General features: G+C 31.7%; 23 protein-coding genes, 1 riboswitch and 2 other annotated features. Of the genes, 21 read left to right on the forward strand and 2 right to left on the reverse strand.

The window, feature by feature from the left end:
• Positions 1-38 precede the first annotated feature (38 nt).
• The 17 genes from thrS (at position 39) to NST35_RS05580 (ending at position 18,625) form a co-directional block, all read left to right on the forward strand.
• Entirely contained in the window at positions 39-1,976 is a 1,938-nt protein-coding gene (thrS, locus tag NST35_RS05500) for a threonine--tRNA ligase (protein ID WP_002457807.1), read from the forward strand.
• A 47-nt stretch (positions 1,977-2,023) separates the two neighbouring features.
• A riboswitch (Lysine riboswitch) is annotated at positions 2,024-2,199 on the forward strand.
• Between the two features lie 205 nt (positions 2,200-2,404).
• Entirely contained in the window at positions 2,405-3,907 is a 1,503-nt protein-coding gene (locus NST35_RS05505) for an amino acid permease (RefSeq protein WP_002457806.1), read from the forward strand.
• 56 nt (positions 3,908-3,963) lie between these two features.
• Positions 3,964-4,087: a sequence feature (ribosomal protein L20 leader region), on the forward strand.
• A gap of 26 nt (positions 4,088-4,113) precedes the next feature.
• Entirely contained in the window at positions 4,114-4,641 is a 528-nt protein-coding gene (gene infC, locus NST35_RS05510) for a translation initiation factor IF-3 (protein ID WP_001830789.1), read from the forward strand.
• Between the two features lie 27 nt (positions 4,642-4,668).
• A complete protein-coding gene (rpmI, locus tag NST35_RS05515; RefSeq protein ID WP_001830767.1) occupies positions 4,669-4,869 on the forward strand; it encodes a 50S ribosomal protein L35 in 201 nt (66 codons plus the stop codon).
• Positions 4,870-4,918: 49 nt separating this feature from the next.
• A complete protein-coding gene (gene rplT / locus NST35_RS05520) occupies positions 4,919-5,275 on the forward strand; it encodes a 50S ribosomal protein L20 (RefSeq protein ID WP_001830839.1) in 357 nt (118 codons plus the stop codon).
• 419 nt (positions 5,276-5,694) lie between these two features.
• Positions 5,695-6,306 (forward strand): NUDIX domain-containing protein, encoded by a 612-nt coding sequence (locus NST35_RS05525; RefSeq protein ID WP_002457805.1) that lies wholly within the window; start codon positions 5,695-5,697, stop codon positions 6,304-6,306.
• A 16-nt stretch (positions 6,307-6,322) separates the two neighbouring features.
• Positions 6,323-7,246 (forward strand): hypothetical protein, encoded by a 924-nt coding sequence (locus NST35_RS05530; protein WP_002457804.1) that lies wholly within the window; start codon positions 6,323-6,325, stop codon positions 7,244-7,246.
• 160 nt (positions 7,247-7,406) lie between these two features.
• The gene (tig, locus tag NST35_RS05535; protein WP_002457803.1) at positions 7,407-8,708 is read left to right on the forward strand and encodes a trigger factor; all 1,302 of its coding nucleotides are present in this window, start codon (positions 7,407-7,409) and stop codon (positions 8,706-8,708) included.
• Positions 8,709-8,994: 286 nt separating this feature from the next.
• On the forward strand, positions 8,995-10,257 hold the full coding sequence (clpX, locus tag NST35_RS05540) for an ATP-dependent Clp protease ATP-binding subunit ClpX (protein ID WP_002457802.1): 1,263 nt from the start codon (positions 8,995-8,997) through the stop codon (positions 10,255-10,257).
• 110 nt (positions 10,258-10,367) lie between these two features.
• Positions 10,368-10,955 (forward strand): ribosome biogenesis GTP-binding protein YihA/YsxC, encoded by a 588-nt coding sequence (yihA, locus tag NST35_RS05545; RefSeq protein ID WP_002446642.1) that lies wholly within the window; start codon positions 10,368-10,370, stop codon positions 10,953-10,955.
• Between the two features lie 169 nt (positions 10,956-11,124).
• The gene (hemA, locus tag NST35_RS05550) at positions 11,125-12,471 is read left to right on the forward strand and encodes a glutamyl-tRNA reductase (protein WP_002457801.1); all 1,347 of its coding nucleotides are present in this window, start codon (positions 11,125-11,127) and stop codon (positions 12,469-12,471) included.
• A 21-nt stretch (positions 12,472-12,492) separates the two neighbouring features.
• The gene (ccsA, locus tag NST35_RS05555) at positions 12,493-13,305 is read left to right on the forward strand and encodes a cytochrome c biogenesis protein (RefSeq protein ID WP_002457800.1); all 813 of its coding nucleotides are present in this window, start codon (positions 12,493-12,495) and stop codon (positions 13,303-13,305) included.
• Between the two features lie 51 nt (positions 13,306-13,356).
• Complete coding sequence (hemC, locus tag NST35_RS05560) at positions 13,357-14,283, forward strand: hydroxymethylbilane synthase (protein WP_002457799.1); 927 nt, start codon at positions 13,357-13,359, stop codon at positions 14,281-14,283.
• 33 nt (positions 14,284-14,316) lie between these two features.
• Positions 14,317-14,997, forward strand: coding sequence for a uroporphyrinogen-III synthase (locus tag NST35_RS05565; RefSeq protein ID WP_002457798.1), 681 nt, complete (start codon positions 14,317-14,319; stop codon positions 14,995-14,997).
• Entirely contained in the window at positions 14,987-15,961 is a 975-nt protein-coding gene (gene hemB / locus NST35_RS05570; RefSeq protein WP_002446637.1) for a porphobilinogen synthase, read from the forward strand. Before NST35_RS05565 ends, hemB begins: the two co-directional genes overlap by 11 nt.
• Positions 15,962-15,984: 23 nt before the next feature.
• Positions 15,985-17,268: a glutamate-1-semialdehyde 2,1-aminomutase gene (gene hemL, locus NST35_RS05575; RefSeq protein ID WP_002499444.1), complete on the forward strand. Its 1,284-nt coding sequence runs from the start codon at positions 15,985-15,987 to the stop codon at positions 17,266-17,268.
• Between the two features lie 289 nt (positions 17,269-17,557).
• A complete protein-coding gene (locus NST35_RS05580) occupies positions 17,558-18,625 on the forward strand; it encodes an AbrB family transcriptional regulator (protein ID WP_002457796.1) in 1,068 nt (355 codons plus the stop codon).
• A gap of 168 nt (positions 18,626-18,793) precedes the next feature.
• On the opposite strand, the gene NST35_RS05585 is transcribed toward NST35_RS05580, so the two are convergent.
• Positions 18,794-19,354, reverse strand: coding sequence for a DNA-3-methyladenine glycosylase I (locus NST35_RS05585; RefSeq protein ID WP_002457795.1), 561 nt, complete (start codon positions 19,352-19,354; stop codon positions 18,794-18,796).
• Positions 19,355-19,417: 63 nt separating this feature from the next.
• Positions 19,418-19,653: a binding site (T-box leader), on the forward strand.
• 42 nt (positions 19,654-19,695) lie between these two features.
• Between NST35_RS05585 and NST35_RS05590 the strand changes: the two genes are divergently transcribed.
• From NST35_RS05590 to radC, 4 genes are all read left to right on the forward strand, one after another.
• Positions 19,696-22,326, forward strand: a complete 2,631-nt coding sequence (locus tag NST35_RS05590; protein ID WP_002457794.1) for a valine--tRNA ligase — start codon at positions 19,696-19,698, stop codon at positions 22,324-22,326.
• Between the two features lie 10 nt (positions 22,327-22,336).
• A complete protein-coding gene (locus tag NST35_RS05595) occupies positions 22,337-23,602 on the forward strand; it encodes a bifunctional folylpolyglutamate synthase/dihydrofolate synthase (protein ID WP_002457793.1) in 1,266 nt (421 codons plus the stop codon).
• A gap of 183 nt (positions 23,603-23,785) precedes the next feature.
• Positions 23,786-24,496 (forward strand): A24 family peptidase, encoded by a 711-nt coding sequence (locus NST35_RS05600; protein ID WP_002457792.1) that lies wholly within the window; start codon positions 23,786-23,788, stop codon positions 24,494-24,496.
• Positions 24,493-25,173: a RadC family protein gene (gene radC / locus NST35_RS05605; protein ID WP_340747273.1), complete on the forward strand. Its 681-nt coding sequence runs from the start codon at positions 24,493-24,495 to the stop codon at positions 25,171-25,173. Before NST35_RS05600 ends, radC begins: the two co-directional genes overlap by 4 nt.
• Before the next feature lie 63 nt (positions 25,174-25,236).
• Here the strand turns inward: radC and NST35_RS05610 are convergent, their stop codons facing one another.
• Positions 25,237-25,416, reverse strand: a complete 180-nt coding sequence (locus NST35_RS05610) for a hypothetical protein (RefSeq protein WP_002446629.1) — start codon at positions 25,414-25,416, stop codon at positions 25,237-25,239.
• Positions 25,417-25,537 lie beyond the last annotated feature (121 nt).

Here is a 25,537-nt window from a genome sequence, read left to right on the forward strand (position 1 = left end):
CCAACGATCAGATGTTTTATTAAATAGGAGGATAACATATGAATCAAATTAATATTCAATTTCCAGATGGTAATACAAAAGAATTTGATAAAGGGACTACTACAGAAGACATCGCTCAATCAATTAGTCCAGGATTAAGAAAAAAGGCAGTTGCGGGAAAATTCAATGGTCAACTTGTCGATTTAACACGCCCTTTAGAACAAGATGGAACTATTGAAATTATTACGCCTGGGAGTGAAGAAGCGTTAGAAGTACTTCGTCATTCAACAGCTCATTTAATGGCACAAGCATTAAAACGTTTATACGGTGACGTTAAATTTGGTGTTGGTCCTGTAATAGAAGGCGGATTCTATTATGATTTTGATATGGAGGATAAGGTTTCATCAGATGATTTTGATAAAATTGAGAAAACAATGAAACAAATTGTGAACGAAAATCATAAAATTGTAAGAGAAGTAGTTAGTAAAGAAGAAGCAAAAGACTTCTTCAAGGATGATCCTTATAAATTAGAACTTATTGATGCAATTCCTGATGATGAGAGTGTAACACTTTATACACAAGGTGAATTTACTGATCTTTGTCGAGGCGTACATGTACCTTCAACTTCTAAAATTAAAGAGTTCAAACTATTATCTACAGCTGGTGCTTATTGGCGTGGAAATAGTGATAATAAAATGTTACAACGAATTTATGGTACAGCCTTCTTTGACAAAAAAGATTTGAAAGCACATCTAAAAATGTTGGAAGAACGTCGTGAGCGTGATCATCGTAAAATTGGTAAAGATTTAGAATTGTTTACAAATAATCAACTCGTCGGTGCTGGTTTACCGTTATGGTTACCAAATGGTGCTACAATACGTAGGGAAATAGAACGTTATATTGTCGATAAAGAAGTAAGTATGGGATACGATCATGTTTACACACCAGTATTAGCCAATGTTGATTTATATAAAACATCTGGTCACTGGGATCATTATCAAGAAGATATGTTCCCAGCAATGAAGTTAGATGAAGACGAAGCTATGGTCTTAAGACCAATGAACTGTCCACATCATATGATGATTTATAAAAATAAACCCCATTCTTATCGCGAATTGCCTATACGTATTGCTGAATTGGGTACTATGCATCGTTACGAAGCAAGTGGTGCAGTATCAGGTTTACAACGCGTTCGAGGAATGACATTGAATGATTCGCATATTTTTGTTAGACCTGACCAAATTAAGGAAGAATTTAAACGTGTAGTTAATATGATTCAAGATGTATACAAAGATTTTGGTTTTGAAGATTATCGCTTCAGATTGAGTTATAGAGATCCTGAAGATAAACACAAGTATTTTGATGATGATGAAATGTGGGAAAAAGCTGAATCAATGCTTAAAGAAGCATCAGATGAATTAGGTTTAACATACGAAGAAGCCATTGGTGAGGCAGCATTCTATGGGCCTAAGTTAGATGTTCAAGTAAAAACAGCAATGGGAAAAGAAGAAACTTTATCAACAGCACAACTTGATTTTCTTTTACCAGAACGTTTTGACTTAACGTACATTGGTCAAGATGGAGAACAACATCGTCCTGTAGTTATACACCGTGGTGTAGTTTCTACTATGGAACGTTTTGTTGCATTTTTAACTGAAGAAACAAAAGGTGCATTTCCAACTTGGTTGGCGCCAATGCAAGTTGAAATTATTCCTGTAAATGTAGATTTACATTATGATTATGCTAGACTTTTACAAGATGAACTAAAATCGCAAGGTGTTCGCGTTGAAATTGATGATCGTAATGAAAAAATGGGATATAAAATTCGTGAAGCTCAAATGAAAAAAATACCTTATCAGATTGTTGTAGGTGACAAAGAAGTAGAGAATCAAGAAGTAAATGTAAGAAAATATGGTTCTGAAAAACAAGAATCAGTTGAAAAAGATGAATTTATTTGGAATGTTATTGATGAAATCCGTTTAAAAAAGCATAGATAAACTTGAAAATATAAAGGATATCATGTATATTACAAATTAATATAATAAATAGAGTTAGAGGTTGCATTATTAATGACTAACTTATCAGAAGTCGTATGGGACAAGTGTTGAATAAGCGAAAGGTAATAATGCCGAAATGATGTTAATTCCATAAGTTAGCATTGTTGGGACAACTTTCGAATAGAAGTTGTACTGTCACTTTATGTGATGTGCTACCTTATATAGATAAACTTAAGTGGTTGCATATCTTAAAGGTATGTAACCACTTTTCACATTATTGATACAGATATAAAGATAAGTGATATAAAAGTAAAATGATATTAATATCATTTCACTTTTATATCATCTATACCAAATTTATCTACAACAATGATATGCATTGATGTGGTAACAAGTTAGCCTCTACTTATGAAGGAAAGGGAGCTTCTATGAATAAGAATAATAAACAAATTGACGGTGTTCAAAGAGGGTTAAAAGATAGACATATTTCAATGATTGCCATTGGGGGATGTATAGGAACTGGTCTATTCATGACTTCTGGTGGAGCTATACATGACGCAGGTGCATTGGGCGCTTTGATTGCCTATGCAGTTATTGGAGCGATGGTGTTTTTTCTAATGACGTCGTTAGGGGAGATGGCGACATATTTGCCTGTGTCAGGTTCATTTAGTACTTATGCTACACGCTTTGTCGATCCTTCACTAGGATTTGCTTTAGGATGGAATTATTGGTTTAACTGGGTGATTACAGTAGCAGCTGATGTTACTATTGCAGCGCAAGTTATACAATATTGGTCCCCTATGCAAGGTATACCAGCTTGGGTCTGGAGTTGTATCTTCCTTATTATTATTTTCGCGCTTAATTCTTTATCTGTTAGAGTATATGGAGAGAGTGAATATTGGTTCGCACTTATCAAAGTAGTTACTGTCATCATATTTATAGGAATTGGTATCTTAACTATTTTAGGAATTATGGGTGGAGAATTTGTAGGATTTGATACGTTTACAAAAGGAGATGGGCCAATATTAGGTGGGAATTTAGGTGGCAGCTTGCTATCAATTCTCGGTGTATTTCTAGTCGCAGGCTTCTCATTCCAAGGAACTGAACTTATTGGTATTACAGCAGGTGAATCTGAAAATCCAGAAAGGGCAGTTCCAAAAGCGATTAAACAGGTATTTTGGCGTATACTTTTATTTTACATTCTAGCTATTTTCATTATTGGTATGTTGATTCCATATGATAGTAAGGCGTTAATGGGCGGTGGTGATAGTATAGCTACTTCACCTTTTACATTAGTATTTAAGAACGCTGGACTAGCATTTGCTGCTTCATTTATGAATGCTGTTATATTAACAAGTGTATTATCAGCAGGTAACTCTGGAATGTATGCTTCAACAAGAATGTTATATTCAATGAGTAGAGATAAATTAGCTTATAATTCTTTTGGAAAAACAAATAAAAATGGGGTACCATATGTATCTTTAATTGCTACTGGAATACTAGTCATTCTTATTTTTGCTTTGCAACATTTAAGTGGAGATGCATATGAATACATTGTAGCTGCTAGTGGGATGACTGGTTTTATTGCTTGGGTTGGTATAGCAATCAGTCACTTTAGATTTAGACGCGCATTTGATAAACAAAATTATGATAAGTCAAAATTAAAATATAAAGCGAAGTTATTCCCATTTGGTCCTATTTTTGCAGGTGTTTTATGTGTAATAGTTATCATTGGACAAGATGTAGATTTTATTAAAACAGGTAACTTTGATATGAATAGATTTTTTATAACTTACATGGGAATTCCTGTATTCTTAATTTTCTTCTTTTACCATAAATTTAGATATAAAACTAAAAAGATTCCTCTAAACAAAGTTGACTTAAGGCAAGATGTTTCGATGGAAGAAATAAGACACCATAAAAATAATTAAAAAAAGTTTGACTTAAACAATAAATATTGATATGATTATTAATGTTGAATACGAAACGAACCAAGTAGAAGCACCCGCTTCTCACCTGTGGCGACGCTAATGCAGTTGGCAGGTCAATCATGTTACACATTTATTGTGTCTAAGAAGAGCGGGTAGTTATACTCGCTCTTCTTTTTGCTTGGAACAATTTCGTAAATTTCTGGGAGGTGTCAACCATAGCAAAAGATCAAACTCAAATTAATGAGAAAATTCGTGCAAAAGAACTACGCTTAATAGGCCAAGATGGTGAACAAATTGGTGTTAAATCTAAACGTGAAGCTTTAGAAATGGCTGAACGTGTGGATTTAGATTTAGTTGTTGTAGCACCAAATGCAAAACCACCTGTTGCAAGAATAATGGATTATGGTAAATATAAATTCGAACAGCAGAAAAAAGAAAAAGAAATGAAGAAGAAACAAAAAGTCATTAACGTTAAAGAATTACGTTTAAGCCCAACTATTGAAGAACATGATTTCCAAACTAAGTTGAAAAATGGACGTAAGTTCTTATCTAAAGGCGATAAATGTAAAGTTTCAATTCGTTTCAGAGGTCGTGCGATTACACATAAAGAAATTGGTCAACGTGTGTTAGAAAAATTTGCAGATGAATGTAAAGATATTGCAACTGTTGAACAAAAGCCTAAAATGGAAGGGCGTCAAATGTTTATTATGTTAGCGCCTATCAATGAAAAATAAACGTTAAATTATAGGAGGAAATGAATCATGCCTAAAATGAAAACTCACCGTGGAGCAGCTAAACGTGTTAAAAGAACTGGTTCAGGTCAATTAAAACGTTCTAGAGCTTTCACATCTCACTTATTCGCAAATAAAAATACTAAACAAAAACGTCAATTACGTAAAGCTAAGTTAGTTTCTAAAAGTGATATGAAACGTGTTAAACAATTATTAGCATACAAAAAATAAGATTTTAAACGAATATATACGATAGAGATCATCTAAGGAGGAATTTATTATGCCACGAGTTAAAGGTGGAACAGTAACAAGAGCACGTCGTAAAAAAACGATTAAATTAGCTAAAGGTTACTTTGGTTCAAAACATACATTATATAAAGTAGCTAAACAACAAGTAATGAAATCAGGACAATATGCTTTCCGTGACCGTCGTCAACGTAAGCGTGATTTCCGTAAATTATGGATAACACGTATTAATGCAGCTGCACGTCAACATGACATTAGCTACTCACGTCTAATGAACGGATTGAAAAAAGCTGAGATTGATATTAATCGTAAAATGTTATCAGAAATTGCAATCTCAGACGACAAAGCTTTCGCTGAATTAGTATCAAAAGCTAAAGAAGCTTTAAAATAATATTTATACAAGACCTGAGACAATAATCTTTGTCTCAGGTCTTTTTATATGCTTGTTGTTAATATATTATTTAAAAGTACTTAAATATTGAGTACAATACCTTGATGTAATGACGGACGTATTTTATTTATTTGGTCATTTTCATAATACTAGGTTATTTCAAATCATGCTTTGAAATAATCAATATATACGAAGTCAATAACTAATATGAGATAAATTTTCATTCATGTTATGACAGTGAGGTGTATAATTTTACTTTGCTAAAAGTTTCATCATATCAATGATGTAAGATTGTGTCTTATTTTAATTAAGAATATAATGACACTTTTATCGTTTTACATATACATATATTCAATCGCAAAAAATGATAATTTTTGCTAAAATGACTGATAGTATACTATATCTAAAAGGAGATAATCATGTCTAAATTTGATGAACAAATAATTGTTGTAAACAGAGATATTTTATTTAACAAAGATAATAATGCTTTTAATGGTTTTTTACATAAAAATAATTTCAAAGGAAAAGAAATTTTTAGCGCGTTAAGTAAATATGAAGTGAAAAGACGTGGTGATATGGAAGATGATCCATCGTTTAAACAATTAATATCATATTGCCTACTAGAAAATGAGAAGGGAGAAATCCTTGTTTACGAACGTCTTTCTGGTGGGGGTGAAGAACGGTTACATGGTCAGTCATCTATCGGTGTTGGTGGTCATATGAATGATGTTACTGGAGCTGATTCAATTAATGAAGTTTTAAGAGTTAATGCTCAACGAGAATTAGAAGAAGAAGTAGGATTAAGTAATAATAAATCTCAAAATATGGAATATTTAGGTTTTATAAATGATGATGATAATGATGTGGGTAAAGTACATATGGGCGTCGTATTTAAAATCACTGTGCAATCAAACGATGTTGAAGCAAAAGAAACTGATACGCTAAAAATTAAATGGATAGAACAAGGCGACATTCATTCCTATGAGGATTTTGAAACATGGAGTGCATTAATTCTTCAAGATATATCATGATTGGAGTGCTAAATTAATGGCTGATATTATACCTTTTCCGCAGTCTAAAACTAAAGTGATTAAACAAATAAATGATGCAGAAAGAAATGCAGATTTTGAAAGGATGTACCATTTGTTTAATGTATATGAACAGCATTTCGACCTTAACGAGGATATTGCACTAAAGAAATGCCGAATGCTTTTACAATTGAATGCTTATTTAGAGTTACGAGAAGAGGCAATTATTTTGTTGAAACGTGGATTCAACTGTTATGACGAATTGATGATATATTATATTAAAAGTCTGAATGGTTTAGGTCAATTTTATGAAGCAGTTGAAGTAATTAATCAAATTATCGATGAAGTTAAAAATCATAAAACCAGAATGGAACTTTTTCCACTTAAAGAATATGCAATATCGAGACTTGATGAAGATAGAGAAGCATTGTCTTCATCTTTATCAGATTTTGGTTCTCTTAATACACGTGAACAAACATCTTTAATATTACAACTTATTGATAATGGGCATTATAATTTTAAAGAATCAGTAGCGAATATATTAATTTCTATAGAGTTACCTAAAAATTTAGTGAGCTTAATGTTGGAATATTTAAGATTTGCTGAATATTCTCATACAATTACAATCCTTAAATATGGTGAAACGATAAATGTCAATCCTAATCATTTAAGTGGCATTGAGCACACGACGATAAAAAACAAGGTTATTCCTGTCGTAATGAATAGATTAGAAGATGGAGCAGTGCATATTTTAAAAGAAGCACAACATATGATGAATAATCATTCTATACTCATGTATCCTATAGATATAGAGTCGTTATACACTATTGATGATTGGATAGATGCATATGATGTTTACTTCAAACAATTAATTGGTATAGATATAAATGGCTGTAACAATGACACTTTACAATTCATTAAATCATTAGATAATGAAATGTAAAATTTAATTTGTTGCAAATTGAGTAAAAGAATTTTAATATAGAAATCGTTGAAAATAAACTTGAACAACCCTTCGTTTTCAAAGTTTGTTAACGCTAAAAACCTATGCTATAATAGGGAAGTTGAAAAAATAAATTAGTCAATCATGGAGGTATTTATACATGACAGCAACTTGGGAAAAAAAGGAAGGTAATGAAGGCGTTTTAACTGTTACTGTTCCTGCAGAGAAAGTAAATAAAGCATTAGATCAAGCATTTAAAAAAGTGGTCAAACAAATTAATGTGCCTGGATTCCGTAAAGGTAAAGTGCCTCGTCCGATTTTTGAGCAACGTTTTGGTGTAGAAGCACTATATCAAGATGCAGTGGATATCTTATTACCTGAAGCTTATGGTGAAGCAATTGAAGAAACAGAAATTAGTCCAGTTGCACAACCAGAAGTTAATGTAACTCAAATCGAAAAAGGTAAAGATTTCATTTTTGAAGCTACAGTTACAGTTGAACCTGAAGTTAAATTAGGTGATTACAAAGGATTAGAAATTGAAAAGCAAGAAACTGAACTTTCTGATGAAGAATTACAAGAATCAATCGACCATAGTTTAAGTCACCTTGCTGAAATGGTTGTTAAAGAAGATGGTGCTGTTGAAAACGGTGACACAGTAAACATTGATTTCTCAGGTTCAGTTGATGGTGAAGAATTTGATGGCGGACAAGCTGAAGGTTATGACCTAGAAATTGGTTCTGGATCATTCATCCCTGGCTTTGAAGAACAAATAGAAGGAATGAAAACTGGCGATGAAAAAGATGTAGTTGTTACATTCCCAGAAGAATACCACGCTGAAGAATTAGCGGGTAAAGAAGCTACATTTAAAACAAAAGTCAACGAAATTAAATTCAAAGATGTACCAGAATTAAATGATGAAATCGCTAATGAATTAGATTCTGATGCTGAAAACGTGGACGAATATAAAGAAAATCTCCGCAAACGTTTAAGTGAACAGAAAGCAACTGAAGCGGAAAATACTGAAAAAGAAGAAGCTATTAATAAAGCAACAGAAAATGCTTCAATTGATATTCCTGAAGCAATGATTAATACTGAATTAGATCGTATGATTCAAGAATTTGGTCAAAGAATTCAACAACAAGGCTTAGATTTGCAAACATATTATCAAATCTCTGGTCAAAACGAAGAACAACTAAGAGACCAAATGAAAGACGATGCGGAACAACGCGTTAAAACAAACTTAACGTTAACTGCGATTGCTGATGAAGAAAATATTGAAGTATCTGATGAAGATATTGATAAAGAATTAGAAAAAATGAGCGAGCAATTTAACATTTCTGTAGAAGATATTAAATCTACTTTAGGTAATACAGATATTGTTAAAAATGATGTACGCATTCAAAAAGTTATTGATTTATTAAGAGATAACGCGAAATATGTTGAAGTTACTAAAGAAGACTAGTATCGTTCATTAAATGAATGCTTAATATTGAATTAGTCAATTGTCTATAAGTTAAATGAAATATAGGCAGTGTCAATTGTATAGATTGACAACTTAATATAGCATCATTATGATTTATTATTGTTGATGTTAAATGAAATTTAGGGGCGGGACAATGAAATCATTCATTAAGAATAAGATTTCAGTCCCGCTCCAAGTTATTTAAGCATCTTGATTGTAAATATGTTAAGTTGCATTGTAAAATGCTTTTTAGTATAGTCTTTATGGAATAGGGGTGTAAAAAAGAATGTTCAAATTCAATGAAGATGAAGAAAATTTAAAATGTTCTTTCTGTGGTAAAGATCAAGATCAAGTGAAAAAATTAGTCGCAGGAAGTGGCGTTTATATTTGTAATGAATGTATTGAATTGTGCTCAGAAATCGTTGAAGAAGAATTAGCACAAAATACGTCTGAAGGATTTACGGAATTACCAACTCCTAAAGAAATTATGGATCACCTCAATGAATATGTCATTGGTCAGGAAAAAGCCAAAAAATCATTAGCAGTTGCTGTATATAATCACTATAAGCGCATTCAACAATTAGGTCCAAATGAAGATGATGTTGAATTACAAAAAAGTAATATCGCATTAATTGGGCCAACTGGTAGCGGTAAAACATTATTAGCTCAAACACTAGCTAAAACACTAAATGTACCATTTGCAATTGCTGATGCTACAAGTTTAACTGAAGCAGGTTATGTAGGTGATGACGTAGAAAACATCTTATTACGTCTTATTCAAGCTGCTGATTTCGACATTGATAAAGCTGAAAAAGGTATTATATATGTCGATGAAATTGATAAAATTGCACGTAAATCTGAAAATACTTCAATCACGCGTGACGTGTCTGGTGAAGGTGTACAACAAGCATTGCTTAAAATTTTAGAAGGTACAACTGCTAGTGTACCGCCACAAGGTGGTCGAAAGCATCCAAATCAAGAATTAATTCAAATTGATACGACAAACATATTATTTATCTTAGGTGGAGCTTTTGATGGTATCGATGAAGTCATTAAGAGACGCTTAGGAGAAAAAGTGATAGGATTTGCTAGTAATGAAGCAGATAAATATGATGAAGAAGCTTTACTGGAACAAATTCGTCCAGAGGATCTCCAATCATATGGATTAATTCCAGAATTTATTGGTCGTGTACCTATAGTTGCTAATCTTGAAACTTTAGACGTTGCTGCACTTAAAAATATTTTAACTCAACCTAAAAATGCGCTAGTTAAACAATACACTAAAATGCTAGAGTTAGATAATGTGGAATTAGAGTTTTCTGAAGAGGCTCTATCTGCTATAAGTGAAAAAGCAATCGAACGTAAAACTGGAGCGCGTGGATTACGTTCAATTATAGAAGAAGCATTAATTGACATCATGTATGATGTACCTTCTTCTGAAAATGTAAGTAAAGTAGTCATTACTGAACAAACGATTAATGATGAAATAGAGCCTGAATTATATGATGAAGAAGGAAATCTAATTAATAAGAATAAGACATCTGCTTAAAAAATTTGATTTAATACTGAGTCACGTGAATTGTGACTCAGTATTTTTATATGTAAACATAGAAAAAATGTTAAAGTTAATTATACAATAGTATAAGAAAGAGGAAGTTTATGAATATAAATCCAAATAATATCAACTTAATTATAAGTGCTGTTAAAAAAGCGCAGTACCCTGACACTGGTTTAACAGAAGTAGCGTTAAGTGGACGCTCAAATGTAGGTAAATCTACATTTATTAATAGTATGATTGGGCGCAAAAATATGGCGCGAACGTCACAACAACCTGGTAAGACGCAGACATTGAATTTCTATAATATAGATGAACAACTTATTTTTGTTGATGTACCGGGATATGGATACGCTAAAGTAAGTAAAGTTCAACGAGAAAAATTTGGTAAAATGATTGAAGAATATATTACACAACGAGAGAATTTAAAACTTGTTATTCAACTTGTTGATTTAAGACATCAACCTACTGAAGATGATGTGCTAATGTACAATTATCTTAAACATTTTGATATACCAACACTTGTAATATGTACTAAGGAAGATAAAATTGCTAAAGGAAAAGTACAAAAGCATATCAAAAGAATAAAAGACAAATTAGAATTAGAGCCTGGAGACAATATTATAAGCTATTCTTCAATTAAGAATAGTAAACAGCAAGAAATTTGGAACTTTATTGAAACATATATATAAATTTTTTCAATTAGAGAAAAGTATTATAACCACAATAAAAAAATGTCGTTATTTTGACAAAAAATTGAATGTAGATTATAATCTTTCTAATTTATTTAAGCATTCCACTTAAACATCTTTTTAAATGTGTTATACTTGTTTTATTGTTAGTATATGGAGGGCGTTATAAATGCATTTTGTTGCAATTAGCATAAATCATCGAACAGCTGATGTAACATTAAGAGAGCAAGTTGCTTTTAGAGATGATGCCTTACGATTAGCACATGAAGATTTATATGAAACTAAAGCAATTTTAGAAAATGTCATTTTATCTACATGTAATCGTACTGAAGTATACGCTATTGTTGATCAAGTTCATACAGGACGTTATTATATACAAAGATTTTTAGCGCGCTCTTTTGGATTTGAAGTAGATGATATTAAAGATATGTCGGAAGTTAAAGTGGGGGACGATGCAGTTGAACATTTATTGCGTGTCACTTCTGGCTTGGATTCAATTGTGCTTGGTGAAACACAAATTTTAGGACAAATGCGTGATGCATTTTTCTTAGCACAAAATGCTGGTACAACTGGAACGATTTTTAATCATCTATTTAAACAAGCGATTACTTTTGCTAAAAAAGCACACAGTGAAACAGACATTGCAGATAATGCTGTAAGTGTTTCTTATGCTGCTGTTGAATTAGCTAAAAAGGTATTTGGAAAATTAAAAAGTAAACATGCTGTCGTTATTGGAGCGGGGGAAATGGGTGAATTATCACTCTTAAATCTTTTAGGTTCTGGAATTTCAAGTGTAACAATTGTTAATCGGACATTGTCTAAAGCTAAAATTTTAGCCGAAAAACACAATGTTTCATATGATTCGCTTTCAGCATTACCATCTTTATTAGAAACTACAGATATAGTAATTAGTTCTACAAGTGCTAAAGACTATATCATCACTAATTCTATGGTGAAAACAATTTCAGAAACTAGAAAACTGGATTCATTAGTTCTGATTGATATTGCGGTTCCACGAGACATTGAACCAGGTATTGATGCAATTACAAATATTTTTAATTATGATGTTGATGATTTGAAAGATTTGGTAGATGCCAATTTAAGAGAACGTCAATTAGCTGCTGAAACTATTGCAGCACAAATACCTGAGGAGATTGATTCACACAATGAATGGGTTAATATGCTTGGCGTTGTACCTGTAATCAGAGCTTTACGTGAAAAAGCTATGAATATCCAAGCAGAAACTATGGAAAGTATTGATCGTAAATTGCCAAATCTCTCTGAAAGAGAACGTAAAGTCATTTCGAAACATACAAAAAGTATTATCAATCAAATGTTAAAAGATCCTATCAAACAGGCTAAGGAATTAAGTACTGATAAAAAAAGTAATGAAAAATTAGAGCTATTTCAAAACATATTTGATATTGAAGCCGAAGATCCTCGTGAAAAAGCAAAGTTAGAAAAAGAGAGTAGAGCAAAGGAAATCTTAGCGCATCGAATATTTAGTTTTGAATAAGCATATTAATTTGGTGATGATATGCAAGAAACCCTGTTAATTAGATTTCATGAAATCATATTAATGATTTATCTGTTTAGTATTATATGTTACTTTGTTGATTTCATTAATAAAAATTATAAGACTAGAACTGTAGGTTTTTATTCATTAGGGATTGTTTGGGTTTTACAAACAATCTCTTTGTCTATTTTTTTTATTCATACTAAACAAGTGCCACTAGGTTCTATATTTGACGTTTTTTTCTCTTTAACATGGATTATTATATCAATTTCGTTGATATTGAATTTGATTAAAGTAATGAATTTTTCCGTTTTTTTCCTTAATTTGATAGGATTTATCCTAATGACTTTAAATACATTTCAGCCTGAACATTATCAAACGCAAATTCAACAAGTTGCAGTAATTAATGAGTTATTACTTGTTCATATAGCACTTGCAGTATTAAGTTATGCATTTTTTGCAATCGCATTTGTAAATTCATTACTCTATATTATTCAATATCGAAATTTAAAGGAGAAAAATTTCGATCAAAATTACTTTAGAATTGGTAGTGTTGCTACTTTAGAAACAATCGTTTTCTATTCTACACTTGTTGCATGGATTATCCTTATATTAAGTACAATTTTAGGTGCGCAATGGGGGATTTTTGCAGTCGGTAAAAGGATATTTATAGATCCAAAAGTAATATTTTCATCAATTATTACTTTATTATATGGTGTTTATATTTTGATTAGAATAAAAAAATGGATATCACAAAGAAATCTTATCTATTTTAACATTATATTATTTTGTTTGTGTATGATTAATCTATTCTTTTTAACTCATTTTAGGTAAGAAATAACCTGTTTTTCATATAAAAATCGGTATCTAGGAGGCATTTAACGTATGCGTAAATTAATTGTTGGGTCGCGAAGAAGTAAGTTAGCGCTAACACAAAGTCAACAATTTATTGATAAATTAAAATTTATCGATCCGTCTTTGGATATTGAAATAAAAGAAATTGTAACTAAAGGCGACAAAATTGTAGATAAACAATTATCCAAAGTTGGAGGTAAAGGACTTTTTGTTAAGGAAATTCAAAATGAATTATTTAACAAAGAGATAGATATGGCAATACATTCACTAAAGGATGTACCAAGTATAATTCCTGACGGTCTCACATTAGGATGTATTCCTGACAGAGAAATCCCTTTTGATGCCTATATAGCCAAAAATCATATTCCATTAGAAGAATTGTCTGAAGGTAGCATTGTAGGTACAAGTTCTTTACGTCGTGGCGCTCAAATTTTATCAAAATACCCACATTTAAAAATTAAGTGGATTCGTGGAAACATCGATACTCGATTAAAAAAATTAGAGACTGAAGATTACGATGCAATTATATTAGCCGCCGCTGGATTAAAACGCATGGGTTGGTCAGATAATATTGTTACGACTTATCTTGATAGAGATGTATTACTGCCTGCTATAGGTCAGGGTGCACTTGGTATTGAGTGTAGGAGTGATGACAAAGAACTTTTAGATTTACTAACTAAAGTACACAATCATGATGTAGCACAATGTGTGACTGCTGAACGTACTTTTCTATCAGAAATGGATGGCAGCTGTCAGGTTCCTATAGGTGGATATGCAACAATTGTTCAAGATAACCAAATTGAATTTACAGGACTGATTATGTCTCCAGATGGTAAGGAAAGATACGAACATACAACATTGGGTTCTGATCCTGTACAATTAGGTATAGAAGTGAGTCAAGTACTTAAAAAACAAGGTGCTTATGACATAATTAAAAAGTTAAATGAAGCAGAATAATACTAAACTCTATTATAGAGGTGAAACAAGTTTATGAAACCAGTTATAGTTATGACGCAGACGAATGAAGTTCATAGTCATTTAGTTGATATTATCCACAAGCCTTTTATCCAACTAAAACAACTTCATTTTAATGAAAAATTGCTTGATCATAGCTACGACTGGCTTATTTTTTCGTCTAAAAACGCAGTAAAATACTTTTATCCTTATTTAAAAAACGTTAAAGTTAAAAAGGTAGCTGTTATAGGTGATAAAACAGCTCAGTATTGTAATGAACTAGGTATTAGTGTCGACTTTGTGCCACGTGATTTTTCGCAAGAAGGCTTTTTGGACGAGTTTAAGATTAGAGAACAACATTTATTATTGCCCTCAAGTGAAAAAGCACGTCCAAAATTAGTTCAACAATTGAGCAAATATAATGAAATCGTTAAAATAGATTTATACAGACCAGTACCAAATTTTAAAAATATAAGTCAAGTTAAGGCCCTTGTTAGAAAACATCAAATAGACGCAGTGACTTTTTCAAGTTCATCTGCAGTTGAATTTTATTTCAAAGGGGACAATGTGCCTGAATTTGATCATTATTTTGCTATCGGTAAGCAAACTGCTAGGACCATTTTAAAATTCAATGCATCTGTAAAAGTTGCAAATAAACAAACATTAGATTCACTTATTGATAAAATTATAGAAAGTAGGGAACAAAATGAAATTTGATAGACATAGAAGATTACGTTCATCTAAGACAATGCGTGATTTAGTAAGAGAAACTCATGTCAGAAAAGAAGATTTAATATATCCAATATTTGTAGTTGAGCAAGATGATATAAAAAGTGAAATTAAATCATTGCCAGGTGTATACCAAATTAGTTTAAATTTATTGCATGAAGAGATTAAAGAGGCATATGATTTAGGTATTAGAGCAATTATGTTCTTCGGTGTGCCAAATGAAAAAGATGACATCGGATCTGGTGCATATGATCATAATGGAGTTGTTCAAGAAGCGACACGAATATCCAAGAATTTATATAAGGATTTACTTATTGTGGCAGATACTTGTCTTTGTGAATACACAGATCACGGACACTGTGGCGTTATTGACGATCATACGCATGATGTAGACAATGATAAATCACTTCCATTACTTGTAAAAACAGCTATTTCTCAAGTTGAAGCTGGAGCTGACATCATTGCTCCAAGCAATATGATGGATGGTTTTGTTGCTGAAATTCGTGAAGGCCTTGATCAAGCGGGATATCAAAATATTCCTATCATGAGTTATGGTATTAAATATGCTTCAAGCTTTTTCGGTCCATTCAGAGATGCTGCAGATTCAGCACCTTCATTTGGGGATAGAAAAACCTATCAAATGGATCCTGCAAACCGTTTAGAAGCATTAAGAGAATTGGAAAGTGATCTTAAAGAAGGTTGTGATATGATGATAGTTAAACCATCTTTAAGTTATCTAGATATTATTAGAGATGTAAAAAATAATACGAACGTGCCAGTTGTAGCATACAATGTTAGTGGAGAATATAGTATGACAAAAGCAGCAGCGCTAAATGGTTGGATAGATGAAGAGAAAATTGTTATGGAACAAATGATATCTATGAAACGTGCAGGTGCTGATTTAATAATTACTTACTTTGCAAAAGATATCTGTCGTTATTTAGATAAATAGATGATAATTGTGGAGGTCATATGATGAGTTTTGAAAAATCTATTAAAGCAATGGAACATGCTGAAAAATTAATGCCTGGTGGTGTTAACAGTCCCGTAAGAGCATTTAAATCAGTAGACACACCAGCTATTTTTATGGATCATGGTGAAGGATCTAAAATATATGATATTGATGGAAATGAATACATTGATTATGTGCTAAGTTGGGGTCCATTAATTCTTGGACATAAAAATCAACAAGTTATATCCAAATTACATGAAGCAGTTGATAAAGGTACAAGCTTCGGCGCTTCAACACTTCAAGAAAATAAACTTGCTGAACTTGTGATTGACCGTGTACCTTCAATTGAAAAAGTAAGAATGGTTTCCTCAGGAACTGAAGCTACTTTAGACACACTTCGTTTAGCTAGGGGTTATACAGGACGTAATAAAATTATAAAATTTGAAGGGTGTTATCATGGACACAGTGATTCTTTACTGATTAAAGCAGGATCAGGTGTTGCAACACTAGGTTTACCTGATTCACCAGGCGTCCCTGAAGGTATTGCTAAAAATACTATCACGGTGCCATATAATGATTTAGATTCACTTAAATTAGCGTTCGAAAAATATGGCGATGATATTGCTGGTGTTATTGTAGAACCGGTTGCTGGAAATATGGGTGTAGTGCCTCCAGTGAATGGATTTTTACAAGGTTTAAGAGATATTACTACTGAATATGGAGCATTACTTATATTTGATGAAGTGATGACTGGTTTCCGTGTAGGTTACAATTGTGCGCAAGGATACTTTGGTGTAACACCTGATTTAACTTGTTTAGGAAAAGTGATAGGTGGAGGTTTACCCGTTGGAGCTTTTGGTGGTAAAAAAGAAATTATGGATTACATTGCTCCTGTTGGGACTATTTATCAAGCCGGCACACTTTCAGGTAATCCTTTAGCCATGACTAGTGGTTATGAAACATTGAGTCAACTTACTCCTGAATCTTATGAGTATTTTAATTCTCTAGGAGATATACTTGAAAAAGGATTAAAAGAGGTATTTGCTAAGCACAATGTTCCAATCACAGTAAATCGCGCTGGTTCAATGATTGGTTACTTCTTAAATGAGGGGCCTGTAACAAATTTTGATGAAGCGAATAAAAGTGATTTAAAATTATTTAGTAATATGTATAGAGAAATGGCTAAGGAAGGTGTTTTCTTACCACCTTCACAATTTGAAGGAACATTTTTATCAACTGCACATACTAAAGATGATATTGAGAAAACTATTCAAGCATTTGATAATGCATTAAGTCGTATTGTGTGATAATTTTAAAATATAATTATTTAAATTAATTGAGTCTAGGGCAAAAATCAATGTCCTGGACTTTCTTAACTTATAAGTAGTTTATAACTGAATTGAAGATGCACTTATATCAAATTTTAAAGCTATTTTATGTCATCAATACAGAAAATTTCACTGAGAAATTCAACAGACAAAGCAAGTTGGGGTTCGATAGTGAAAAGGAATTTAAGATGCATTTTGTTCTACTCTTTTATTTAAATAAAGTTATAAATTTTTTTCGACTTACTTTTAACGAAAGTAGAGTGGTATTTTGAATCGGAATTTTATTAATAATTTAATCATATTATTAATTGCTATTATGTTAAGTCTATTATTAAAAATGCTACATGTGATTTTGCCATTTATGTTTGGACCAATATTAGCGGCGTTATTATGTGTAAAAGTATTAAAATTAAAAATACGATGGCCATTTTGGTTAAGTCAAATCGGTTTAATATTACTTGGAGTTCAAATTGGCTCTACATTCACACAACAAGTGATTAAAGACATAAGTAAAAATTGGTCAACTATCGTTTTTGTCACTATCCTACTAATTTTATTGGCTTTGATAATTGCATTCTTTTTTAAGAAAATTGCACAAGTAAATTTAGAAACGGCAATTTTAAGTGTTATACCAGGTGCGCTAAGCCAAATGTTAGTGATGGCAGAAGAAAATAAGAAAGCAAATATATTAGTTGTGAGTTTAACACAGACATCACGTGTAATATTTGTTGTTATTTTAGTACCACTTATTTCGTATTTTTTTCGGGATAAACATCATGAAATGAATCATCTTACAATGGAAGTCCCCGCACTTTCTCAGACATTAAATATATGGCAAATAATCATCTTATTCTCAATGGTGGGTATCATCTATATAGGAATGTCAAAAATTAACTTCCCCACTAAACAATTATTAGCACCTATAATAGTTTTAATTATATGGAATATGACAACACATTTAACATTTTCACTAGATCATTGGTTGTTAGCCACAGCGCAACTTATTTATATGATACGTATTGGATTACAGATTGCCAACTTAATGAGTGATTTAAAGGGAAGAATTGCAATAGCAATAGCTTTTCAAAATATAATGCTCATAGTCACAACGTTTATAATGATAATAGGAATCCATTTGATTACTAATGAATCCATCAATGAATTGTTTTTAGGAGCAGCACCAGGAGGTATGAGTCAAATAGTTTTAGTGGCTATGGCTACTGGAGCTGATGTAGCGATGATTTCAAGCTATCACATTTTTAGAATATTTTTTATATTATTTGTCATTGCGCCACTAATTGGTTATTTTATTAATATTAAATTAAATGAAAAATGATTTTAATGACCTGAGTTATACGTTTTTTAAATAAAACTTTGAAAATATTTGCGAGCAAATGTAATTATTTAAAAGTGAAATTTGGATAAATTAAACGTTGTAAACTTTTAGTATGTGTGAAAAAACTCATATTGTTTGAATACCCATAGACCAACTATTAGCTATGTTTCACCCATGATTTGGTTTAAATGGACATCCTTCAAGATGTGAGTCATACAATCCAGCAGCTTCTAAAAATGAGAACACGGTTACTGGACCTAAAAATTTAAAACCATATGCTTTTAAATCTTTTGATAATTGAGTAGCTCGTTGATCAACTTTTTTACGATCTCTAGGTTTTTTATAACCCATATTTATGGGTTGATGATTTACATAGGACCATAAAAATTTACTAAAACTACCATAGTCTTTTTCAATTTTTAAATATCCCTTCGCTTGGCTCACAATTGCTTCTAATTTTTTACGATTGTGAATAATGTTTGGGAATTTCATTAAATGATCAATATCCTTTTCAGTCATTTGTGCGATAAATTGAGGTTCAAAGTTGTAAAATGCCTGTTCATACGATTCCTTTTTCTTTAATATTGTCAACCATGATAAACCTGCATGTTGTGATTCAAGAGCCATTAGCTTAAATAATTCTTTGCTATCATAGATTGGTTGTCCCCAATAATAATCATGATACTCTAGATATGTGGGATCAGTTGTGTTAAAAGCACATTCGTTCATAAATTCATCTCCAATACATTGACTTATTTTAATATCCATTATAATATAAATGGGTAAAAGAATATATTATTTGGGAAGAGTAAGTTTATATCATTTTAAAGAGAGCATATGGTGGCTGTGAATATGTAAATGATTAAGTCTGAAGGTAGCCCTATTTTATAACTTCTATTGAAACATAGATGACAAGTAGGTAGAAGCGTGTATGAGCGTTAATCATAGACTTAAGTGCTTGAAGAAAAGAATGAATTATTTCTTCTTGAATATAGGTGGTACCACGGAACAGAACATCCGTCCTATTTTTTATAGGATGGATGTTCTTTTATTTTTTAGGAGGTAGACATATGGAAATGAAACCAAAATATGATCCAAGAGAAGTTGAAAAGGGTCGTTATGAGGAATGGGTAAGTAATGGTTACTTTAAACCATCTGAAGATAAATCTAAAGAGGCATATACAATTGTAATTCCGCCCCCTAATGTTACAGGTAAATTACATTTAGGTCATGCGTGGGATACTACATTACAAGATATAATAACTAGAATGAAAAGAATGCAAGGATACGATACTTTATATCTGCCTGGTATGGATCATGCTGGTATAGCAACTCAAGCAAAGGTTGAAGTAAAACTTAATGAACAAGGTATATCCAGACACGACTTAGGAAGAGAGAAATTTTTACAGCAAGCATGGGATTGGAAAGAAGAATATGCAACATTTATTAGACAACAATGGGCTAAACTTGGCTTAGGGTTAGATTATAGCAGAGAACGTTTTACGTTAGATGATGGTTTAAGTAAAGCGGTAAGAAAAGTATTTGTTGATTTATATAATAAAGGTATTATTTATCGTGGCGAAAGAATTATTAACTGGGATCCTAAAGCAAGAACAGCTTTATCAGATATTGAAGTCATTCATGAAGATGTCCAAGGTGCTTTTTATCATTTTAAATATCCTTATGCTGATGGGAATGGATATATAGAAATAGCTACTACACGTCCTGAGACTATGTTAGGTGACACTGCTATCGTTGTAAATCCAAATGACGAAAGATATAAAGATGTGATTGGTAAAACAGTTATATTACCTATTGTAGGAAGAGAGTTACCTATTTTAGCTGATGAATACGTTGATATTGAATTTGGTTCAGGAGCGATGAAAGTTACTCCGGCACATGACCCTAATGACTTTGAAATTGGTCAAAGACATCAATTAGAAAATATTATAGTCATGGATGAATATGGTAAGATGAACGAAAAAGCTGATAAATACAAAGGGATGGATAGATTTGATTGTAGAAATCAGCTTGTTAAAGACTTAAAAGAACAAGATCTTGTTATAAAAATTGAAGAACATACACATTCAGTTGGACATTCTGAACGTTCTGGTGCAATTGTAGAACCTTATTTGTCCACACAATGGTTTGTAAAAATGAAACCTTTGGCACAAAGAGCTTTGGATAATCAAAATACAAAAGATAGAATTGACTTTTTCCCAGGTAGATTTGAAAATACATTCAATCGCTGGATGGAAGAAATTAGAGATTGGACGATTTCACGTCAACTATGGTGGGGACACCAAATACCTGCTTGGTATCATAAAGACACAGGTGAAGTCTTTGTTGGTGAAGAAGCGCCTGAAGACATCGAGAATTGGATACAAGATGAGGATGTATTAGATACATGGTTCTCAAGTGCACTTTGGCCGTTTTCAACATTAGGATGGCCTGACACAAATGCTGATGATTTTAAACGATATTATCCGACAAATGCATTAGTTACTGGTTATGACATCATTTTCTTCTGGGTAGCCCGTATGATTTTCCAAGGATTAGAATTTACTGATAGAAGACCATTTAATGATGTATTACTCCACGGTTTAGTCAGAGCTGAAGATGGACGCAAAATGAGTAAATCATTAGGTAATGGTGTTGATCCGATGGATGTTATTGACGAGTATGGCGCTGACAGTCTACGTTACTTTTTAGCAACAGGATCTTCACCAGGTCATGACTTGAGATATTCTACTGAAAAAGTTGAATCAGTTTGGAATTTCATTAATAAAATATGGAATGCTGCGCGTTTTAGTTTAATGAATATTGGTGAAGATTTTAAAGTCGAAGATATAGACCTAAGTGGTAATTTGTCATTAGCAGATCAATGGATATTGACTAGATTAAATGAAACGATATCTACAGTAACCGAATTAAGTGACAAATACGAATTTGGTGAGGTAGGTCGTGCACTTTATAATTTCATTTGGGATGAGTTCTGTGACTGGTATATTGAAATGAGCAAGATACCTATGAATGACGAGGACGAATCTCAAAAGCAAACGACTCGATCAGTACTTAGTTATGTTTTAGATAAAATAATGAAAATGTTACATCCATTTATGCCTTTTGTGACAGAAACAATTTGGCAAAGTCTTCCACACCATGGAGAAACAATTGTTAAAGCTAACTGGCCAACTGTTGATCAAGCATTAATCTTTAATGAAAGTAAACAAACAATGGAACAATTAGTTGAAATTATTAAGTCTGTCCGTCAATCAAGAGTTGAAGTTAATACACCGTTATCTAAAACAATACCGATTTTAATTCAAACTAAAGATGAAAAGATTAAACAAACACTTATGGATAACATAAGTTACCTACACAAATTCTGTAATCCAAGTCAATTGACTATTGATACTGAGATTGAAATTCCAGAAAAAGCAATGACATCTGTAGTAGTTGCTGGTAAGGTAGTTCTGCCATTAGAAGGTCTTATTGATATGGACAAAGAAATTGCTCGACTTGAAAAAGAATTAGATAAATTACAAGGCGAGTTAGATAGAGTAGATAAAAAGTTATCCAATGAGAATTTTGTAAATAAAGCACCAGAAAAAATAATTAATGAAGAAAAAGAAAAACAACAACATTATCAAGAAAAATATAATGGTGTTAAATCAAGAATTGAACAATTAAAGGCATAGGAGCATGATCATGAATTACCTAGACAGCTTGTATTGGATACACGAAAGATCTAAATTTGGTATCAAACCTGGCGTCAAACGTATGGAATGGATGCTAGAACAATTAAATAATCCCCAACATAAAATAAGAGGTATTCATGTAGGTGGAACAAATGGTAAAGGTTCAACTGTTGCATACTTGAGAACCGCATTAATTGAGAACGGTTACTCAGTCGGAACATTTACCTCACCATTTATCGAAAGTTTCAATGAACGTATCAGTTTAAATGGTGTACCAATTATGAACGATGAACTTGTTCAATTAGTTGAACAAGTTAAACCTGTTAGTGAAGCCTTAGAGATAGAAACAGATTTAGGTGGGGCTACTGAATTTGAGATTATAACAACAATGATGTTCCTTTACTTTGGTGAGATAAATCCTGTTGATTTTGTGGTAATTGAAGCAGGTTTAGGAATAAAAAATGATTCGACGAATGTTTTTAAACCTGTGCTATCCATACTCACAAGTATAGGACTTGACCATACAGATATCTTAGGTACAACTTATTTAGATATCGCAAAAGACAAGGCAGCTATAATTAAACCACATATACCGATTGTTTATGCGGTGAAAAATGACGATGCTTTAAAGTATGTGAGGGATTACGCGCTAGAACAAAACGCAAAACCAATCGAATTGGATCGGGAGATTACCGTTGTCTCCCAAGATGATGAGTTCACATATCGGTATAAAGATTATGAATTAGAAACTATCATTCTTAATATGTTAGGGGAACATCAAAAGGAAAATGCAGCACTTGCAATTACTGCTCTCATTGAATTAAATGAAAGACAAATGATAGAACTAGATTTTAATAAAATGATAGACGGAATAGAATCTGTGAACTGGACAGGTAGAATAGAACAAGTAAAAGAACAACCATTAATGGTTGTTGACGGTGCTCACAATAATGAAAGTGTTGATGCGTTAGTAGACACAATTAGACATTATTATGGAAGAGATAAAATTGATATTTTATTTTCTGCCATTAAAGGAAAGCCAATTCATAGTATGATTAACAAATTAAATGATATTGCCTCAAAATTCTATATAGCAGATTTTGAGTTTCCAAAAGCATTAGCTAAAGAAGAAATTGCCGAAGAATTGAAATTAGATAATTTACATTTAATTGATGATTATGTTGATTTTATTGAAAATTACGAAGGTGATGGGCTGATTATTACTGGAAGTTTATACTTCATCAGTGAGGTAAAAGCAAAAATTAATTTTAATTAAATTCAAAAGAGTGACAACTGCAGTTAAAACTGTAAGTTTCACTCTTTCTTTGTATAATCTTCTTTAATAATTTATGTTTGTTAAAGTATAGAAAAAAGACATACTCACGAATGAATTGTAAAATTCCCCTCATATTTACTTTTATTTAAGACTGTTTATAATAAATATTGAGGAGTGTGATATATGCTATTACTTGCCTATATTTGTAGCATTATATTTAGTTTTCTTTATCAATTTTGCAATCAAAATATATTAAAACTTCAATATCTTTATTCTAGGTCTCACTGTGATTTTTGTCATACTATCATTAAATCCTTAGATTTACTGCCTATTATAAGTTTTTTAAAACTTCGTGGACAATCTCGTTGTTGTAATCAACCATTACAACGTTTATATTTAATCGGAGAAATCGTTTCATTTGGTGCGATTTTCCTCTTTTATCCTACTCATTTTAATATACACTTCACATTATTTTTAACAACTTTCCTGTTTCTACTGACGATGTGTCTTTACGATATTCACTCAATGCATATAGATTTAAGACTCTTATTTGTCTACACAATCGTATCCGTTTTCGTAACCCAAACCTATTTTGGTAATTTTGTAATGATATTTTTGATTTCACATGTCATTTATCTATTCGCATCTAAATTTATAGGGTATGGAGACATATTGCTTTTTAACATATTGGGACTTATATTTCCGTTAAATTTTTTCTTTTTTATTGTTGTATTTACGTTTATTATTGGGGGGATTTTTGCCATAATTTTAAAATTTTTTTCTTTTAAAGATATTAAATATTTACCTTTAATACCATTTATATTCATATCATTCGTAGTAACTTCATTAGTTTATCGTCATATTTTATTTCTTTTAGGGGGAGAATTTTATTGAGAATAAATGAAATGGCTCTGCATGAAAAACCTAGAGAGCGTTTAATTACATATGGCGCTAAAACTCTATCTAATGTTGAACTTTTAGCAATTCTCTTAAACACTGGTAGAAAAGGATTTTCTAGTATAGACATTGCAAACGAATTATTGAAGCAACAATCCACAATTAGAGATTTAAAAAAAATGTCTATAAATGATCTACTGAAAATAAAGGGCATTGGAATTTATAAAGCTGTAATATTGCAGGCTGCATTTGAACTAGGTGAACGTATTAATTCTACAAGCACCTTAGACAAAGTACAGATTACACATCCTAGTGATGTTGCTAGTCTGATGATGTCGACAATGAAAGATTTAGAGCAAGAACATTTTGTTGTACTTTTACTTAACTCAAAAAATATAGTCACAAAACAAGCTTGGGTATATAAAGGCACATTGAATAGTTCGATTATTCATCCAAGAGAAGTATTTAATATTGCAATAAGAGAGTCTTCTAATTCAATAATAGTTGTACATAATCATCCTTCAGGTGATGTAACACCTTCGAAAGAGGATATTACTACAACTTATAGACTTAAAGAGTGCGGAGATATATTAGGTATAAATTTACTTGATCATATTATTATTGGTGATAATAAATTTACGAGTTTAGTTGAAGCGGGGTATTTTGATGAATAAAAAAGCTAGCTAAATACATTAACAATTTTAATTAAAAAATTTGTATAGCTAACTTATCATTTATTATTGAATAAAACCTGAAAAGTTTTGAAAATGCTCAAATAACCATAATACACCTTGATAACCTAAATAGATACATAACAAAACAATGCCAGCTGAAATCAAAAAGCGTAATATAGATAATCCAACTTTAAATAAGAGGATGACTAGCAAAACAATTAAAATAATCGTTAAAATGCTCATTGTGTTGAACCTCCTTAAATCACTTATATTGTATATGTAGTATTATATATTATATTAACAGATTTGCCATCGGTCTATAGATACATCATCTATACGGCTATAGTCTGATGTAATGAAAAAT

Source organism: Staphylococcus sp. FSL W8-0304 (genome assembly GCF_038006565.1).
GTDB lineage: Bacteria > Bacillota > Bacilli > Staphylococcales > Staphylococcaceae > Staphylococcus > Staphylococcus epidermidis.

Bases quoted from the DNA above. Each gene is read 5' to 3' on its own strand.
- ccsA (WP_002457800.1), top strand. From the start codon at position 12,493: ATGCAAGAAACCCTGTTAATTAGATTTCATGAAATCATATTAATGATT.
- NST35_RS05595 (WP_002457793.1), top strand. From the start codon at position 22,337: ATGAATTACCTAGACAGCTTGTATTGGATACACGAAAGATCTAAATTT.
- hemC (WP_002457799.1), top strand. From the start codon at position 13,357: ATGCGTAAATTAATTGTTGGGTCGCGAAGAAGTAAGTTAGCGCTAACA.
- NST35_RS05505 (WP_002457806.1), top strand. From the start codon at position 2,405: ATGAATAAGAATAATAAACAAATTGACGGTGTTCAAAGAGGGTTAAAA.
- NST35_RS05600 (WP_002457792.1), top strand. From the start codon at position 23,786: ATGCTATTACTTGCCTATATTTGTAGCATTATATTTAGTTTTCTTTAT.
- tig (WP_002457803.1), top strand. From the start codon at position 7,407: ATGACAGCAACTTGGGAAAAAAAGGAAGGTAATGAAGGCGTTTTAACT.
- hemL (WP_002499444.1), top strand. From the start codon at position 15,985: ATGAGTTTTGAAAAATCTATTAAAGCAATGGAACATGCTGAAAAATTA.
- NST35_RS05585 (WP_002457795.1), bottom strand. From the start codon at position 19,354: ATGAACGAATGTGCTTTTAACACAACTGATCCCACATATCTAGAGTAT.
- NST35_RS05525 (WP_002457805.1), top strand. From the start codon at position 5,695: ATGTCTAAATTTGATGAACAAATAATTGTTGTAAACAGAGATATTTTA.
- yihA (WP_002446642.1), top strand. From the start codon at position 10,368: ATGAATATAAATCCAAATAATATCAACTTAATTATAAGTGCTGTTAAA.
- hemA (WP_002457801.1), top strand. From the start codon at position 11,125: ATGCATTTTGTTGCAATTAGCATAAATCATCGAACAGCTGATGTAACA.
- NST35_RS05590 (WP_002457794.1), top strand. From the start codon at position 19,696: ATGGAAATGAAACCAAAATATGATCCAAGAGAAGTTGAAAAGGGTCGT.
- thrS (WP_002457807.1), top strand. From the start codon at position 39: ATGAATCAAATTAATATTCAATTTCCAGATGGTAATACAAAAGAATTT.
- hemB (WP_002446637.1), top strand. From the start codon at position 14,987: ATGAAATTTGATAGACATAGAAGATTACGTTCATCTAAGACAATGCGT.
- NST35_RS05610 (WP_002446629.1), bottom strand. From the start codon at position 25,416: ATGAGCATTTTAACGATTATTTTAATTGTTTTGCTAGTCATCCTCTTA.
- NST35_RS05565 (WP_002457798.1), top strand. From the start codon at position 14,317: ATGAAACCAGTTATAGTTATGACGCAGACGAATGAAGTTCATAGTCAT.
- rplT (WP_001830839.1), top strand. From the start codon at position 4,919: ATGCCACGAGTTAAAGGTGGAACAGTAACAAGAGCACGTCGTAAAAAA.
- clpX (WP_002457802.1), top strand. From the start codon at position 8,995: ATGTTCAAATTCAATGAAGATGAAGAAAATTTAAAATGTTCTTTCTGT.
- NST35_RS05530 (WP_002457804.1), top strand. From the start codon at position 6,323: ATGGCTGATATTATACCTTTTCCGCAGTCTAAAACTAAAGTGATTAAA.
- rpmI (WP_001830767.1), top strand. From the start codon at position 4,669: ATGCCTAAAATGAAAACTCACCGTGGAGCAGCTAAACGTGTTAAAAGA.